This window comes from Paenalicyclobacillus ferrooxydans (genome assembly GCF_001399675.1).
GTDB lineage: Bacteria > Bacillota > Bacilli > Alicyclobacillales > Alicyclobacillaceae > Alicyclobacillus_B > Alicyclobacillus_B ferrooxydans.
The window spans coordinates 20,704-36,881 of the sequence record NZ_LJCO01000041.1; the positions used below are offsets into that span (position 1 = coordinate 20,704).

Here is a 16,178-nt window from a genome sequence, read left to right on the forward strand (position 1 = left end):
CCGCTTGGAGAGGGGGGTGTCGATCGTATGAACTTGATTGCTATCGGAGTGGGTGGGCTTATCGGAGGCCTGTTCCGGTATCTTGTTGAAGTGCTCGTCCCAACGCCGATGTCTCTGCCGCTCGGGACAATTACTGTGAATCTGATCGGCGCCATGTTGCTTGGACTAATTTACTTCGTTGCAGATGAAAGGCAATGGCCCTCTTGGCTGCGGTTGGGGCTCGGTACAGGCATGATTGGAGCCTTTACAACGTTTTCTACATTTAGTCTAGAATTATCAGAATTAGTTGCACGACACGTGGGTCTGGCGATTGCGTATGGCTTTGTCAGCATTGTCGGTGGTGTACTGTTCGTTATGTTCGGCGAATGGATTGGCGGGTTGCTGCTCGGGGGCCGAGTAGTGGCTGAGCAAGAAGTGGCGTCATGAGCCTCATATCAGCTGTTTTAGTCAGTATTGGTGCAGCTGTGGGATCGTTGTTTCGATACGGGGCCGGGCGTCTTATCACTTCACGCATTCGCGGTGTGTTTCCTTGGGGAACATGGTGGATTAATATGACAGGCACGCTGTTGCTGGGGATTTTCTTCCGGGAGTTGGATAGCGTCCACCATCACTTGGATTGGTGGATGTTGCTTGGTACTGGTCTGTGTGGCGGCTTTACAACGTTCTCCACCATGTCCGTGGAAGCTCGGCAACTGCTGCGAACACACCGAGGACTAGCTATCCTGTACCTCGCGAGTTCGCTTGGGTTGGGTTTTCTGATTGCATATGTGACGCAGTGGGTTTGAGTGACTGATTCGTTGCATCGTGTGTCATAATGAGATTATGGATACATGTCGAAGGGAGCGCATTATGAGCCATATGTTAGAGGATCTAGAATACAGGGGACTGCTGTTTCAAATTACGGACCGAGATGAGTTGGCGAGATTGCTCGACGAGCAATCTATCTCACTTTATGTAGGTTTCGATCCGACTGCAGATAGTCTGCACATTGGCAGCTTGCTGCCCATTCTGACACTGCGGCGGTTTCAACTGGCTGGCCATAAGCCGATTGCAGTCGTTGGCGGTGCAACGGGGCTGATTGGTGACCCGAGCGGACGGAAGTCCGAACGGACACTCAATTCACCTGAGGTCGTGGAGGGGTGGACGGAGAAGATCCAAAACCAGTTGTCGCGCTTCATCGACTTTGAGCGCAGTGAAAACAAGGGACAAGTTGTAAACAACCTCGACTGGTCGAAGTTTATGACTGTGATTGAGTTTTTGCGTGATGTTGGGAAAAACTTCAGTGTGAATACAATGCTCAGTCGGGAATCAGTGGCCACTCGGTTAGAGGGCGGCATCTCGTTCACGGAATTCAGTTATATGCTATTGCAAGCTAACGACTTTCTTGAACTTTTCAATCGACATGACTGTGTGCTTCAAATTGGCGGCTCTGACCAATGGGGGAACATCGTTGCCGGCATTGATCTTATTCGCCGTGTTACTGGGCAACAAGGATACGGCCTCACATTGCCTCTCGTCACGAAGGCGGACGGGACTAAATTTGGTAAAACAGAGTCTGGTGCCGTATGGTTGGACGAAACAAAAACCTCGGTGTACCAGTTCTATCAATTTTGGGTCAATACAGGCGACGAGGATGTCATTCGCTTTCTGAAGTACTTTACGTTCCTGTCGCGAGAGGAAATCGACGAACTCGAGCAGGAGGTTCAAACCAATCCCGGTGGCCGCAAAGCTCAAAAGGTTCTCGCTGAACAAATCACCGCACTGGTGCATGGGAAAGCAGAGACAGAACGGGCTATTCACATGTCGGGTGTACTTTTCAGTGGCAATATTGAAGGCCTGACCGTTACCGAGTTGCAAGATGTATTTCAAGGTGTACCGTCAACGGTCATTGCTGCTGGCGATCCGATGGATATCGTGTCGTTGCTCGTTGCATCAGGCGCCTGTACATCGAGACGTCAGGCTCGGGAAGATGTCACCAACGGAGCTGTCAGTGTCAACGGGGTGCGTGTTACCGACGTTGAGCGTACTTTTGGGAGAGAGGATATGTTCGGAAGTGAATACCTCGTTTTCCGCCGTGGCAAGAAGAAGTACTTTTTGCTGAAGTTCGAATAAGCGTCGAGCTTCATGCCCGCTGACCTGATATTGGGTCAGCGGTTTTTTAATTTACCGCTCCATGGAATTGTTCAATTACTCAGTGGTTAAAATATGGCAGGTCACCGTTGCACTGGTCGACGCTCTGTAACTCCAGGGTAAGATGACCAATGTTGGGAATCCTCGTGTGGGGGGAATAAAGCATGAAATGGAGAAACTGGCTGTCCGCAGTTATCGGTTTGTGGATGATTATCTCCCTTGGGCGTTAGAACTACACACCCAGCGGCTGGCCACAAACACTACAGTTACTGTGGGTGCAATTCAGTTGATTGCGTCCGTATGGGCCGCAACAGCTGTACAGATGCAGAGTTGGAAGACGTGGCAAAATTGGGTGGCGTTTCTTTGTGGTTTCTGGTTCATCATACAACCATTCACGGGACACTACGAATTGGACCAATACTACACGACGGTTGTCGCTGGTGTTGTGACCATTATCGTGAACATCTGGAGTTTGATCGATAACCGAGAGGCAAAGCATGGAGGGAACCGAGCGGGTGTATAGTCTTGTGACCCCGAACCAGGTTCCTGCATGACATGCAGGTGATGAGGCAGGCGGATGGCTCTTCGAGAGCGTACACGCCTGCCTGATTTGTGATGATTCGCTTGCGTTATTGATATCGGTTTACAATGGCCTCGATTTCAGTGATTGCCTCGAGGGGTAACCCTTTAATACGCTCCGTCATTGAAACAATCCTCTGCAACTGCTCAGCAGTAACCTGTCCATGGATTAAGTTCATCCGCCGCCGTTTTTCGTGCACTTGATTCACAGTTACATTGTACATCTGGGCAATTTGTACGTCCGAGAGACCCTGATTCCAGCACAGGTCCATCAGCTCTTGGCGCGAGATCAGACTAAAGTTTGACGATGTCATTGAACTCCCCCGTTTCTTGCTGTATCTATGACAGTGTGTGGAGTTTTGCCCAAAATATTCATGGTTATAAGGGCCGGTCATCTCATGTCAAGGACTTGGTTGACAGTTTTCATAACCAAATGGTACATTCTGCAATGAAGAAGAGGTATGTTTCTTTGTCGTTTAACATATACTGACACCAATTCACGATGGAGGCTATTCCCATGCGCAAACAAACAGGTTACGCATCAAATTGCATAATGGGAATATGATCCTGACGGATGTCTACAGCATGTGAAACGTGATATAAATGTTCACGCAGGTCATTATTCCAGTATTGACCTGCGTTTGGTATGTCCTGAATCTTTTCTTCTTGAATTCGAGGCACAACGCATGCGCGTTGTGTTTTTTTTATGGGGGTCGTTGCATGTTTATCGTACTTAGAAAGCTGGGTTGGTTTTTCCGAGAGCACAAACGGCGCTATACAATTGCCTTGGTTCTCTTGCTGGCACTGAACTTTGTTGAGGTCGCGCCTCCTGCACTTGTTGGCCAAGTCATCGACAGGATGAACCAAGGCACCTTGACGGCAAATCATTTACTTTGGACCTTTGCTCTGTATATCGGGCTCATCATCATCAACTATGGGTTTGGGTTCACGTGGCAATACCAGTTGTTTGGCGGTGCCAACCTGCTCCAGAAAACGCTTCGTCACCGACTGATGAAGCACTTCCTGCGGATGACGCCTACATTTTTCGAACGCAATCGAACTGGTGATCTGATGGCTCGGGCCACAAATGATTTAAATGCGGTCTCTCAAACAGCGGGATTTGGAATTATGACGCTGGTGGATTCCACTACGTTCTCAGCCACTATTCTCGTGACCATGGGTACTCTAATCAGTTGGAAGTTAACTCTGGTATCCTTGATACCGCTTCCTATCATCGCCATTGCAATGACCAAATACGGGAAACTCGTACACGAACGATTTACGCTTGCTCAGGATGCCTTTGGTGATATGAATGACCGTGTTTTGGAAACGGTGTCAGGCATCCGGGTTATCCGGGCTTACGTCCAAGAACGAGCGGAGGAACGGCGCTTTCGCGAGACAACGGACGATGTCTTTCAAAAGAACCTGGCTGTGGCACAAATTGATTCTCTGTTTGAACCGACCATTAAGTTCCTGATTGGAACAACCTACTTAATCGGACTTGGTTATGGTGCTTATTTGGTGTTCAAGAGTCAGTTGACACTCGGAGAATTGACTGCTTTTAACGTCTACTTGGGTATGCTCATATGGCCCATGTTAGCCATTGGAGAACTGATTAATGTCATGCAGCGCGGGAATGCATCCCTCGATCGTGTAGAGGAAACCCTTGCTTACACCCCAGACGTTCAAGACGCCGTTCAACCGGTCAGGGCAGGTGTACCTGAGGTGATTGACTTTTCGCATCTGACATTTCGATATCCTTCGTCGCAGTCAGATAACCTGAAGGATATTACGCTGAGGGTTCAGCGGGGAGAGACACTTGGCATTGTCGGGCGGACGGGCAGCGGTAAGTCCACCTTGGTTCGGCAACTACTACGAGAGTACCCCCCGGCTTACACCGGGTCACTGAGGGTAAACGAAGTCCCCATTGAAGATATCTCACTCGCTGAGGTGCACAGCTGGCTTGGGTACGTCCCGCAGGACTCGATGCTCTTTTCACGAACAGTCGAGGAGAATGTCAGGTTCGCTTATTCGGAAGCCAGTGAGAAGGAAGTGTACACCGCGCTTGACAGAGCAGGATTTCTTCGCGACATTCTTCATCTGCCAAACGGGTTGCAAACACTCGTTGGAGAGCGGGGGGTATCCCTGTCTGGAGGACAGAAGCAGCGGATCGCACTTGCGCGTGCACTGATCCTGGAGCCGGAGATTTTAATTCTCGATGATGCCATGTCTGCTGTAGATGCCAGAACGGAGGCGCATATTGTAGATGCCGTCCGGGAAACCAGGGTTGGCCGAACGACCATTATTGTGACTCATCGACTGAGTGCAGTTGAGCATGCCGACTGGATCGTGGTTTTAGACGAGGGGAGAATTGCAGAGCAAGGAACACATGACTCCTTAATGGCTAAAGCTGGTTGGTATTATGAGCAGTACGTTCGACAGCAACTTGACTCGGACACAAGCGATCAACTGGAACTCGATGACTCATCTGGTGAACCCATCGAGGTGCTGAGTGTATCGGATGGTATTTTCCCTGTAGAGAGGGGGCATCGCAATTGACTGCACAGAAGGACCACCGAGACGAGCAAATTGAGCAAGCCCCCAGTGTAAATCGCCGTTTATTTCAATACGCTAGGCTGTATCAACGGCCGATTCTGATTGCTCTCATCATGCTCGTCATTGCGGTCAGTGCCGAGTTAACCGGCCCGTTTATCGCGAAGCGAATGATTGATAAATACATTGTCGGTATTGAGCAGACATGGTATCAAATGCCGACTGCAACGGACAACACCGTTCCCTTTCGCGGGCACCTTTACCAAAGGTCAGACACGGTTTCGAAAGGCCAGCCCCACGGCAAGTCGGTCACACTTCTTCAAGTTGGACGAAGTTTTTACTTCGTGAATCGAGCTCTTCCATACACGACCGATGCATCCGTGCAGGGCAGCACCCTTACGGTCAGAACGGGTGGGACTTCGAGCTCTCAAGCAATCCAGACAACCGCCTTACCGCTGACACCGACGGAACTGTTTCGCTTTTACCAGCCAGAGATTCCAAGGTTATGGCGCCTAGCATTCCTTTACTTTGGATTGCTTTTGATTTCAGCTTTGTTTACGTATGGGCAAAGGTATTTGTTAGAGGTCTCAGCAAACCGCATCCTTCAAAGAATGCGCAGGGATGTGTTTGCGCAGATTCACCGCTTGCCTGTTCAGTACTTTGACAACACACCTGCGGGGAAGATTGTTTCCCGTGTCACCAACGACACCGAGGCGATTCGGGATTTCTATGTCACCGTGCTCGCCAACATTGTTTCAGCGGTCATCAACATGGCAGGCATCTACGTTGCTTTGCTCATCTTGGGGGTTCGTCTCGCACTGATCTGCATGCTCCTCGTACCGATATTGTGGGCTTGGGTAACGCTGTATCGAAAGTATGCCGTAACCGTGAATCAAAAAATCCGGACCTTGCTCAGCGATATCAATGCCATGATTAACGAAACGATTCAGGGTGTTCCGGTCATCCGTGCTTTCAACAGGCAGCAGCGAACCCTTGGGGAGTTTGACGAGGTAAATGAGCAATTCTTTACCAATCAGATTCGTTTGTTAGCTGTGAACTCTGCGACCGGGTACAACCTGGCCGGTGCCTTGCGCAACATCTTTACGATCGCGTTGTTATCCTTTTTTGGCTGGCGTTACTTCCATCTGGCGGGGGTCATTTCATTCGGTACCTTGTACGCTTTTGTCGACTACCTGAACCGTCTGTTCCAACCTGTCGTAAACATCGTCAACCAACTTGCCAACCTTGAACAGGCACGCGTTTCTGCAGGCCGTGTTTTTGAGTTGCTTGACCAGCCTGCGATTGATGTGGTCGATGGGACGATGCCAAGGTATCAAGGTGACGTGGAGTTTCAAGACGTCAGTTTCTCGTACGACGGGCACAAGGAAGTTCTGTCAGGGATATCGTTTGCAGCGAAGCACGGGCAAACTGTGGCGTTGGTTGGGCACACCGGATCGGGCAAATCATCCATCATGAACCTGCTGTTTCGGTTCTACGACCCCGATAAGGGTCAGATTACGATTGATGGCCAGGACATCAGTTCGCTGCCCCGTCAGCACGTCCGAAGACATATGGGTATTGTCTTGCAGGACCCGTTCTTATTTACAGGTACAATTGCCGGCAACGTGAGTCTGGAAGATGAGTCTGTGTCCAGAGCGGCGGTCAACCAGGCATTGCGGGAGGTCGGAGCAGAACGACTGATGGGGCACATCGAAAAGGGTTGGGATGAACCCGTGTTGGAGAAGGGCAGTACGCTGTCGGCAGGTCAACGTCAGTTGATCTCGTTTGCACGAGCCCTGGCGTTCAACCCGGCGATTCTTGTTCTGGACGAGGCAACCTCGAGCATTGATACAGAAACAGAAACCGTCATTCAGGACGCACTTGAAGTATTAAAGCGTGGCCGAACTACGTTCATCATTGCACACCGCCTGTCGACGGTTCGAAATGCGGATTTGATTCTCGTTTTGGACAAAGGCCAAATCGTTGAACGAGGGACACACGAAGAGTTAATGAATCTGCAGGGGCGATACCAACAGATGTACCGTCTGCAACAAGCTGGGAACGCGGTGTAAAGTATCTGTGGAATGTAGGTGTTTTGTCACACATCTGTGACGGTCAATACAGGGATTGTTCCACAGAACGAGAAATCGATGGTGAATGCAGGTTCGCGGGTAAAAGCCCAGGAGGCGAGTCGTATGATTGAGATGATAGACGGCGTAGTGTATGTCGAGGGAGAACCGGAGATCGTACTCTCAGCGGACTATCCATACTACAGGGACGAACCGCAAAACTGGGAAGATCGGATCGTAAAACTGAAACGCGCGGGCTTGAATACGATCACGTTTTACATTCCGTGGCGGCATCATCATATTCAACATAAAGGAAATATGGTATACGACTTCGCCGGCGTCACAAAATCCAATCGGAACGTGCTCAGGTTTATCTCCATCCTGCAAAAGCATGGACTGTACGCCATTGTTAAGCCAGGCCCGTTCATTCACGCTGAGACTGATTTTGGCGGGCTGCCGGATTTTGTTGAGGGAGGCATGCTCGGGGAGGCCATGTTGGACGCAAGCGGGAGCGTGCGCAGATGGCACAAGGTACTGCCTGCTCCGATGGATGAGCGGTTCGACCAAGCTGTCTGTGACTGGATGGCAGCAGTGCGTGATCAAGTGCTGAACGGAAACGAATACCCGAATGGCCCCGTCATTGCAGTGCAGGTCTTGAATGAGGGGCTCTATTCCGACGGTCAACATCCGCCGACGGCCTATGACTACTCGGAGTCCGGATTGAACTTTCATCAGCAGCGTTTGGTTCGCGAGGGACTGCTTCCCGGCGGAGAGGACATCCTTATTCCGCGCGCCCTGAACGTGGAAGGTACGAAGTCCGTTCAGGACCTGGTGCCTTACTTGCATTGGGGGGAAACCCAGGGTCGTTTTCTCGGGGATTTGTATCAACGCTGGGCAAATGTGCTGCAGGCGAAGGTGCCGGTTCTCTGTAATCTCAATCCACCGTGGGACGAGACCCGCGGTTTTGATTACTGGTTGAGCCGTATCGTTCCGGAGAAATGGCCTATTCACTATGGCTTTACCAACTGGATCGGCGTTGTATCCCATGACGAAACAGCGTTTCTTCGATACCTGCTGCTGGTGAAGCGGGCTCGCGGTGTGAACTTGGAGGAAAACTGGGGATTCTCCAAACTCTATGACTATCGCTACCGGTATCACCAAATCCCTTTCTATCAAACCTTGCTCGCATTGGGACTCGGAGCAACAGGGTTTAACGTCTATACTGGAGTATCCACAGAGGCCTGGACTGACGACCTGGACAGCATGCAAGAGAGACCCTATCCAGACTGTGCTCCCATCTCAGAAACGGGGGACACTGGGGAAAAATATCGCGCTCTTGAACTGTTGGCCACCTTTTTAGAAGACAATAAGGAGATCTTGCTGAAAGGGAAGCAACCAAACGAACTGACATACGCGATTTATCCGCCGTACAGCCATCTCGGTGCATTTATCGGTGAGGATCGCGACGTCGAGCACCTTGGTGTTCGACGTCCCATCAGTGGCCGTCAGGGTGTTGAGTCATTTATGCTGACTTGTGTCAGTGATAAACGTTCGTTTGGCCTGACAAATGTAGAGACTGTATCTGTGCATGAACTGCTTGATAATCCGGTTCTTGTCATGGTTGGCTCATTCTTTCTTGGCCGGAATGTGCAAAGAAAGCTAATGGACTACGTTGAACGCGGGGGGCGCCTTTTGTTCTTCGGTCAGGTCCCGCTGCTGGACGACCAAATGAAACCCTGTGAGGACCTGGCCAAATGGCTCGGTGATGTGCAGCGCACCAGCCGTCTTGAGCGAGGTGAAGGCATCGTGCTCTACCAGCCGGAAAATCCATTTAGTCTGGGTGGGATCTCGGAAACCTTTCGGCATCTTATTCAAAGGATTCTTGGACCGAGCAGTGTCCAGTGTGCAACTGCTCATGTTTTTCGGTACCAAATCGGCACTGGGGCGGCCGCACAGGACCTCTTGGTCGTGCTGTCACAGCTCCATGAAACCAGCGACCATGTCATCCTTGTCGATGGACGAAAACTGGAAATCAGACTTCCGGCAAAAGGGAGTGCCATGGTTGTAATCGGTGCAAAACGGGTGCGCTCGTCGCTGGTGAAGGGGATCAGCGATTACGACAAGTCCTACGTCAGGCCCTGGATCCGCTACGAAGAGCATGTGGTCGAGTCAGCGGCTGCGGGGGATTGGCTGTACCAAAACGGATACGAAACCTGCGCAAACCTCCGTGCGTAGAGAAGGGAACGGACGCGAGCGGAGATGTAAATAGACAAACAGAGAGATACAATGGTACGGGCACAGATGTCTTAGACCACAGAGAAAAGAAAAGGGCCCTCGTGAACAGGTTGTTCACGAAGGCCCTTTGAGTGTTGTGGCTTACTTGGCGGCACCAATCGGATCGCCAAGCCCTGCAGCCTTGATCAGCGGTACAAATTCATAGCCGTGCTCACGTACTAGAGTTGCGAGGGAAGGAATCAACGCAATCACGGATTCTGGAGCGCTTTCGTCTGAGCCGAAAGTCTCGTCACTATCATGGAGAACAATAACTGCACCCGGATGTAGCTTGTCTGCAATTCGCCGCAGCAGGGTTTCCGATGGGGTTCGTTTCCAGTCTCCAACCATGATGGACCAAGTAATGAGCCGATGTGACCTTGTTCGAGGTGAAAGCAGTGTCACTGCGTTACAAAGACCCCATGTAGGGCGATACCACGTTGTGTTGATAGCAAACCTTTGCTTCAAAACTTGACTGGCTCCAGCCACTTGCTGCACTGTTTTACCCGGTAAAAGGAATGGCACCATGAAGTGACGATAACCGTGTATCTGGATATCATGACCTTCAATCTGCATCCGCTCAATGATATCCGGATTTTGCTGTGCCTTTTCCGCGATCACGAAAAATGTCGCCTGAATGCCTGCTGCTTGGAGAGCGTCAAGCAGACGGGGAGTGTACTTCGGGTCCGGACCGTCATCAAAGGTCAGTACAACAGATGAGCGGCCTGGCACCTTTCTCACGGCTGCCAAGTGCATTACCCGAACAAGGAGATTCGGCACCCAAGAGTAGATAACGAACAAGACGACGATAACAGCAATGATGTACAGAATCACCGTTGTTGTAGACATCATGGACGAGTGATGATGGGACGAATCGATTTCTCTCTCGACCGCGTTTTCATGGTTAGGTTTTTATTTGTGGGCACAATTTTGTTTCGCGGCTGCTCCGCAATGTGTAGAATCGTTTCAGCGATTTCCGTCGTCGCGTTGGGACGTTTCACTTTATGAGCGTTTGCGCGCATCGCTTCCAAGGTGTCGGGCTTACTGATGAGCTGGGCAATCAGTTCTTTTGCCACCTTGAACGTTTTGGCTTGTACCGCAAAGCCAGCATCAACAGCGTACTTGGCATTTTGTGTTTCTTGACCCGGAATCGGTCGATACAGGAGCATGGGCAGTTCCATCGCCATGCATTCGCTGACAGTAATACCGCCGGCCTTTGTGATAATCAGATCGGCCATTGCCATCCATTCGTCGACATCGGACACGTATCCAAGGATGCGAATGCGATGATCCTCAATACTTTGCATGCGCTTATACAACCGTTCGTTGCGACCGCATATGACGGCGAATTGAGCATTCGTTTTGCGCATCAGACGTTCCCACTCGTTTACATCCCCAAGAACCCCAGCGCCGCCGCCCATCAGGATAATCAGCGGAACGTCAGCCTCGAATCCGTGCTCTTCTCTTGCACGAACCCGCTGCGCAGCCAGGTTGGCGTTCGAACGGTTGGTAAATATCGAACGAATCGGGATGCCCGAAATATAAATTTGGGAGGACTCCACACCATGACTGAGTAATTGTTTTTTTACGGAATCTGTTGCAACGAAGTACGCGTCTGTATGTTCTTGAACCCACTGTCCGTGCAACGTGTAATCCGTAATGATGCCAACGTTTGGAGTTGAAGTCCAACCGTTGGTGCGCAACTCAGACATGACCCCGGATGGAGTGGGAAATGTGCTTACGACCACGTCCGGTTGGAAGCTGCGAAGTAGCCGCATAAGACGCGTCAGACCGAGATGGTTCAACCGCCTCTGAAACGAGGAATCAGGTTGAATCCGAGACATCGAATTATAAAAGAGACCATACAGCGAGGGAGCCTTTTGGATGCCTTGCAGTAAGCTGAATTTTGCAAATGAACGGAAGGCCGGGTTCAGCCATTCCACGTAGTCCACGATTTTTACCGTGGCTCCGGCATTTTGGAGTGCTTCGCTGACGGCAAAGGCAGCCTGGTTGTGGCCTTCGCCGAAAGAAGCAGTAAAGACCAGGACCTTGCTCACGCCACACGCCTCCTTTGCACTGTGCCTGTACCACAATATATATCCGAATGAGACCCGAAACAAAACCTTTAATCAGATCAAAGCGCAACCTTCAATGAGTCAAAGCACAACCTTCAATGCCACCTGAAACAAAACCTTCATTGACAAACATAGCACAGAACACCGTGAACGTCACAATTCAGAGGATACTTTGGGCATCATTTTGGCCAAATATTCTCTTGTGGTATAAATTTCTGCTCCAGATTTGCTTGCAAGATACGATGATCCGTGGTAAATTAACATACGTTTCACCGGTACGATTGATTTGTACGAGAGCCATTAGCTCAGTTGGCAGAGCACCTGACTTTTAATCAGGGTGTCCCGCGTTCGAGTCGCGGATGGCTCACCATATGCCGAAGTGGCGGAATTGGCAGACGCACACGACTCAAAATCGTGCGGGAAACCGTGCCGGTTCGACTCCGGCCTTCGGCACCACGTGGGGGTATAGCTCAGCTGGGAGAGCACCTGCCTTGCACGCAGGGGGTCATCGGTTCGAATCCGTTTACCTCCACCACAAAGCCTATTGTTGGATGTCTTTGACAATAGGCACTATTCCTCGATAGCTCAGCGGTAGAGCATCCGGCTGTTAACCGGAGGGTCGTAGGTTCGAATCCTACTCGGGGAGCCAATGCTCCCATAGCTCAGTCGGCAGAGCGCATCCATGGTAAGGATGAGGTCATCGGTTCAAATCCGATTGGGAGCTCCATTCGGCTCGGTAGCTCAGTCGGTAGAGCAGAGGACTGAAAATCCTCGTGTCGGCGGTTCGATTCCGTCCCGAGCCACTTGTTTCACATTTTACCTCCAGCAAACCCCGTCGGGATGTGGCGCAGCCTGGTAGCGCGCTACCTTGGGGAGGTAGAGGTCCCGGGTTCGAATCCCGGCATTCCGACCACCATGCGGCTATAGCTCAGAGGGAGAGCACCACCTTGACACGGTGGGGGCCATAGGTTCAATTCCTATTAGCCGCACCATAAATGCGGCGGTGTAGCTCAGCTGGTCAGAGCACACGGTTCATACCCGTGGAGTCAGTGGTTCGAATCCACTCACCGCCACCAATCTAACGCCCGTTTGAATCATTATCGATTGTTCAAACTTGGCGTATCTATGCCACCTTGGCTCAGGGGTAGAGCGGCTCACTCGTAATGAGCAGGTCATCGGTTCGAATCCGATAGGTGGCTCCATAAAAAGCCCGGAATGGTGGAATTCCGGTGAGGTCGTCCAGAGATGGGCGGCCTTTTTTGCGTACATCTTCCATTAAAGTAGAAGCATAACGAGATACAGAAGCAACAAGAGATGTTTTATCCAACTCCGTTGATTTTTCTGAACCATGGAATTATACTGTATACAGTACACAAACGTCTTTGTGAAACCGTTATCAAGGCGCGAAGGGGTGGTTGTACGTCCATTTTGGTGTGATGATTCAAATTTTGAGTGGGGAGGTTTAAGATTGAAGACGCTGCACTTCATTTTCAACCGATTGATGGTGTTGTGGCTGATTGCGTGTTCGTTGGTGGCCTATTTTCTTCCCAAACCATTTCTGTTTCTGAAGCCCTCGTTGCTATGGCTGTTGGCCGCTGTTTTGTTCTTTATGGGATTGACCTTGAAGTGGTCAGACATTGGCAGAATCTTCCGGAGTCCCGTTGCGCTTATTGCGGGTATCGTAGGAAAGTGGATTGTCGTGCCCTTAGTTGCCTATCTGTGTGCTATCATCTTCTTTTCGCATCAGCCGCAAATCGCCGCCGGTGTTATTTTGGACGGTTCTACACCATCCGGCGTGTCCGCCAACTTGTTTACGTTTCTGTCCGGCGGGACAGTCGCGTTGTCTGTTTCGATGAGTGCTATCAACACGCTGATTTCTCCGCTCCTGACTCCGCCCGCGACATCAATGCTGGCGCATCATTTCGTGACAGTCAGCGCGAAAGCGATGTTTATCCAGATGATTCAGGTCGTTATTGTACCGGTTCTATTAGGACTCGTGCTGAGGTCTCTGTTCCGTAAACAGGTGGATGCTGTGCAACCGGTCTTGCCGGTACTCTCAGCAATCACACTCGACTTAATCGTTCTTGACCTGGTTGCATCGGGATCCTTGGTCATCTCGAAGAATGCCCACATTATCCCGGAAATCATCATGGTAACTTGCATCCAGATTATTGTGACCCTGTTTTTGGGGTGGTTTATCGGCTTCATCTTTAAGCTCTCGAAGCCTGACAGAAGGGCAATCATGTTTGAAGTTGGCATCTACAACTCTGGGCTCGGCGCCTCGCTTGCTGCCAAGGATATTGGCGCACTCGCCTCATTGCCGGCGTTGGCCAATACCATCTTCAACCTGATTATAGGCGCATTGGTGACAGCTTATTTCGCTTATAAAAATTCGAAAGAATCAAACTCAGAGGTTTCACAGGACCCATCCGCGTCTGCAGCTGTTCAATAGCGTGCAGAAAAAACCAAAGAGTCTTCAATAAAGTAAAGCGGCCTCTCCGTGTTGGAGAGACCGCTTTTATGTGTAGGAATCATTCTTAGGACTGAATTCCAACCCGTTCCATATCATGCTTCATATGTTCTTCCATGCGTTGGCGAGCCAACTCGGGGTCACGGAGTCGGATTGCTTCAAGAATCTTTCTGTGTTCTATCAAAATACCCCGTTCAACCTCAGCGGACCTCGCGAGGATTTGCCGGCGAGCAATCAAAATTGGGCCTCGGATTGTATCCAATAACTCAGATAGCAGGGGCATGCGGGCACTTTGAACCATCAGATCGTGAAAGCGCGTGTTCGCGGTGAAACTATCTACACGGCTGCCGTTTTGTATCGCCGATTCCGCATCGTTTAAGGTTTTCTCCATCTCTTCGATTTCCGCAGGCTCAGCAATCTCGCTGGATTTTGCAGCTACAATTGCTTCGAGAGCACTGCGGCAGGTGTACAACTCAAGAATTGCCTCAGTGTCCGGGTTTGCGACTCTCAGTTCTGAGCCGTCGGATACAATCAGCCGCTCACTGGTTAACTTCCGCAGGGCTTCTCGGACAGGCGTGCGGCTCACGTTCAGTTGATCGGCGATGCGGCTTTCGAGCAAGGTTTCACCAGGCTTAAAAAGTCCGTCCAATATCTGTTCACGCAAGATTTGGTAAACCTGCATGTACAGGGGGATTGGTCTTTGCACTTCCATCACTTGTTGCCTCTTTTCTGCTCAAAGTCTAAGGAGCCTCTGCAAGGCCAGGCAGGTGCTTGTCTCCGGTCATACCGGGACAATAACTCCCTGCTCGATCATGTTGTCGATTTGGTCTTTCGTGAACCCGATTTCCGCTAGTACCTCGGATGTGTGTTGGCCGAGAACTGGGCCGAGCGACCGCAGTGTAGCGGGGGTGTCGGAATACTTTACCGGAAACCCAATGGTATGAACCGTGCCGGCTGTCGGGTGTTCACTTTGAAGGTTCATGTTCCTCGCGATGACCTGTGGATGTTGGTAGACCTGATCGACAGACAGCACCGGGCCTGCCGGAACGCCCGTTTTGTCAAGTAAATTGAGCCACTCGTCCGTCGTCTTCCTTGATAATACCTCAGTCAGGGCTTCGACGAGTTGTGGAATATGACTCATGCGATCACGATTGGTTAGAAACATTGGGTCGTCTCTCAAGTCCGGGCGATTGAGAGCCTGGGTCAGCTTCTCCCAAGTCCGTTGGTTCGCAGCACCAATGGCAATGAACCCGTCCGACGTAGGAAACACCTGATAGGGGGCAGAGGCCCGGTGTGCAGTTCCAAGGCGTTGAGGGACGTGCCCGGTCACCCAATGTTCATTTGACTCCCAAATTGTATACGCCATCGCTGCTTCGAGCAAAGACGTTTCGATGTACTGTCCCACACCGGTATGCTGTCTATTGTAGAGTGCTGCAAGAATTGCGTGACTTGCAAACAGTCCCGCATTCAAATCCGAGATAGGCACACCGACCTTCGTAGGTGTCTCTGGGGTCCCAGTCACTGAGAGGACTCCGCTCATCGCCTGGGCCACTAAGTCAAATCCACCGCGATCCCGCCATGGTCCGGTTTGACCAAACCCCGAAATGGAGCAATACACCAATTGCGGGTGCTTAAGGTGCACGGACTCATAATCAAAGCCAAGTTTGCTCATCGTTCCCGGACGGAAATTTTCCACAAGAACATCGGATACCGCAATCAACCGCCATAAAACGTCTTTGCCTTGTTCTGTGCGCAGGTCGAGGACGATACCTCGTTTGTTCCGGTTTAAAGTCAGGAAGGCAGCCGATTCACCGTTAACGATTTCGCCCATGCGTCTTGAATCGTCTCCACCTGCTGGTTTCTCGATTTTGATGACATCAGCTCCTAAGTCTGCCAGGAGCATGGTGCAAAATGGGCCCGCCATAATTTGCGTCAGATCGAGGACACGAATCCCTTCGAGCGAGCTTTTCAATGTGGTCGCCTCTTTTCTAATTGCCTATGCACTCTGAATGCCGTACACTGTATACAGTC

General features: G+C 50.8%; 13 protein-coding genes and 10 tRNA genes. 18 read left to right on the top strand and 5 right to left on the bottom strand.

What is annotated here, in order from left to right; translation table 11 throughout:
- Positions 1–27: 27 nt before the first annotated feature.
- The 4 genes from crcB (at position 28) to AN477_RS09085 (ending at position 2,653) form a co-directional block, all read left to right on the top strand.
- Positions 28–426, top strand: a complete 399-nt coding sequence (crcB, locus tag AN477_RS09070; RefSeq protein ID WP_054968856.1) for a fluoride efflux transporter CrcB — start codon at positions 28–30, stop codon at positions 424–426.
- Positions 423–785: a FluC/FEX family fluoride channel gene (locus AN477_RS09075; protein ID WP_054968857.1), complete on the top strand. Its 363-nt coding sequence runs from the start codon at positions 423–425 to the stop codon at positions 783–785. Before crcB ends, AN477_RS09075 begins: the two co-directional genes overlap by 4 nt.
- Positions 786–849: 64 nt before the next feature.
- On the top strand, positions 850–2,112 hold the full coding sequence (gene tyrS / locus AN477_RS09080; RefSeq protein WP_054968858.1) for a tyrosine--tRNA ligase: 1,263 nt from the start codon (positions 850–852) through the stop codon (positions 2,110–2,112).
- Positions 2,113–2,299: 187 nt separating this feature from the next.
- Complete coding sequence (locus AN477_RS09085) at positions 2,300–2,653, top strand: SPW repeat domain-containing protein (RefSeq protein WP_054968859.1); 354 nt, start codon at positions 2,300–2,302, stop codon at positions 2,651–2,653.
- 106 nt (positions 2,654–2,759) lie between these two features.
- Here AN477_RS09085 and AN477_RS09090 read toward each other — a convergent pair whose 3' ends face one another.
- Positions 2,760–3,023 (bottom strand): hypothetical protein, encoded by a 264-nt coding sequence (locus AN477_RS09090; RefSeq protein ID WP_054968860.1) that lies wholly within the window; start codon positions 3,021–3,023, stop codon positions 2,760–2,762.
- 406 nt (positions 3,024–3,429) lie between these two features.
- Between AN477_RS09090 and AN477_RS09095 the strand changes: the two genes are divergently transcribed.
- The 3 genes from AN477_RS09095 (at position 3,430) to AN477_RS09105 (ending at position 9,566) form a co-directional block, all read left to right on the top strand.
- On the top strand, positions 3,430–5,268 hold the full coding sequence (locus tag AN477_RS09095; RefSeq protein ID WP_083486101.1) for an ABC transporter ATP-binding protein: 1,839 nt from the start codon (positions 3,430–3,432) through the stop codon (positions 5,266–5,268).
- A 110-nt stretch (positions 5,269–5,378) separates the two neighbouring features.
- Positions 5,379–7,334: an ABC transporter ATP-binding protein gene (locus AN477_RS09100; protein ID WP_083486106.1), complete on the top strand. Its 1,956-nt coding sequence runs from the start codon at positions 5,379–5,381 to the stop codon at positions 7,332–7,334.
- Between the two features lie 123 nt (positions 7,335–7,457).
- Positions 7,458–9,566: a beta-galactosidase gene (locus AN477_RS09105; RefSeq protein WP_054968861.1), complete on the top strand. Its 2,109-nt coding sequence runs from the start codon at positions 7,458–7,460 to the stop codon at positions 9,564–9,566.
- A gap of 141 nt (positions 9,567–9,707) precedes the next feature.
- Here the strand turns inward: AN477_RS09105 and AN477_RS09110 are convergent, their stop codons facing one another.
- Both AN477_RS09110 and AN477_RS09115 read right to left on the bottom strand, forming a co-directional pair.
- The gene (locus tag AN477_RS09110; protein ID WP_245631770.1) at positions 9,708–10,454 is read right to left on the bottom strand and encodes a polysaccharide deacetylase family protein; all 747 of its coding nucleotides are present in this window, start codon (positions 10,452–10,454) and stop codon (positions 9,708–9,710) included.
- Complete coding sequence (locus tag AN477_RS09115) at positions 10,451–11,659, bottom strand: MGDG synthase family glycosyltransferase (RefSeq protein ID WP_054968862.1); 1,209 nt, start codon at positions 11,657–11,659, stop codon at positions 10,451–10,453. The genes AN477_RS09110 and AN477_RS09115 overlap by 4 nt, the downstream gene beginning before the upstream one ends.
- Before the next feature lie 312 nt (positions 11,660–11,971).
- On the opposite strand from AN477_RS09115, the gene AN477_RS09120 reads away from it, so the two are divergent.
- The 11 genes from AN477_RS09120 to AN477_RS09170 all read left to right on the top strand — a co-directional run bounded on the left by AN477_RS09120 (position 11,972) and on the right by AN477_RS09170 (position 14,129).
- Positions 11,972–12,047, top strand: a tRNA-Lys gene (locus tag AN477_RS09120).
- 3 nt (positions 12,048–12,050) lie between these two features.
- Positions 12,051–12,133: transfer RNA gene (locus AN477_RS09125), tRNA-Leu, on the top strand.
- A gap of 3 nt (positions 12,134–12,136) precedes the next feature.
- Positions 12,137–12,212: transfer RNA gene (locus tag AN477_RS09130), tRNA-Ala, on the top strand.
- A 39-nt stretch (positions 12,213–12,251) separates the two neighbouring features.
- Positions 12,252–12,326, top strand: a tRNA-Asn gene (locus tag AN477_RS09135).
- Positions 12,327–12,328: 2 nt separating this feature from the next.
- Positions 12,329–12,404, top strand: a tRNA-Thr gene (locus AN477_RS09140).
- Between the two features lie 3 nt (positions 12,405–12,407).
- A tRNA-Phe gene (locus AN477_RS09145) sits at positions 12,408–12,480 on the top strand.
- Positions 12,481–12,513: 33 nt separating this feature from the next.
- Positions 12,514–12,590: transfer RNA gene (locus AN477_RS09150), tRNA-Pro, on the top strand.
- A gap of 4 nt (positions 12,591–12,594) precedes the next feature.
- Positions 12,595–12,669: transfer RNA gene (locus tag AN477_RS09155), tRNA-Val, on the top strand.
- A gap of 7 nt (positions 12,670–12,676) precedes the next feature.
- A tRNA-Met gene (locus AN477_RS09160) sits at positions 12,677–12,753 on the top strand.
- A 51-nt stretch (positions 12,754–12,804) separates the two neighbouring features.
- Positions 12,805–12,879: transfer RNA gene (locus AN477_RS09165), tRNA-Thr, on the top strand.
- 266 nt (positions 12,880–13,145) lie between these two features.
- On the top strand, positions 13,146–14,129 hold the full coding sequence (locus tag AN477_RS09170; RefSeq protein ID WP_054968863.1) for a bile acid:sodium symporter family protein: 984 nt from the start codon (positions 13,146–13,148) through the stop codon (positions 14,127–14,129).
- Between the two features lie 85 nt (positions 14,130–14,214).
- Here the strand turns inward: AN477_RS09170 and AN477_RS09175 are convergent, their stop codons facing one another.
- Positions 14,215–14,859: a GntR family transcriptional regulator gene (locus tag AN477_RS09175; protein WP_054968864.1), complete on the bottom strand. Its 645-nt coding sequence runs from the start codon at positions 14,857–14,859 to the stop codon at positions 14,215–14,217.
- 69 nt (positions 14,860–14,928) lie between these two features.
- Entirely contained in the window at positions 14,929–16,119 is a 1,191-nt protein-coding gene (locus tag AN477_RS09180) for a CaiB/BaiF CoA transferase family protein (protein WP_211265985.1), read from the bottom strand.
- Positions 16,120–16,178: the final 59 nt, after the last annotated feature.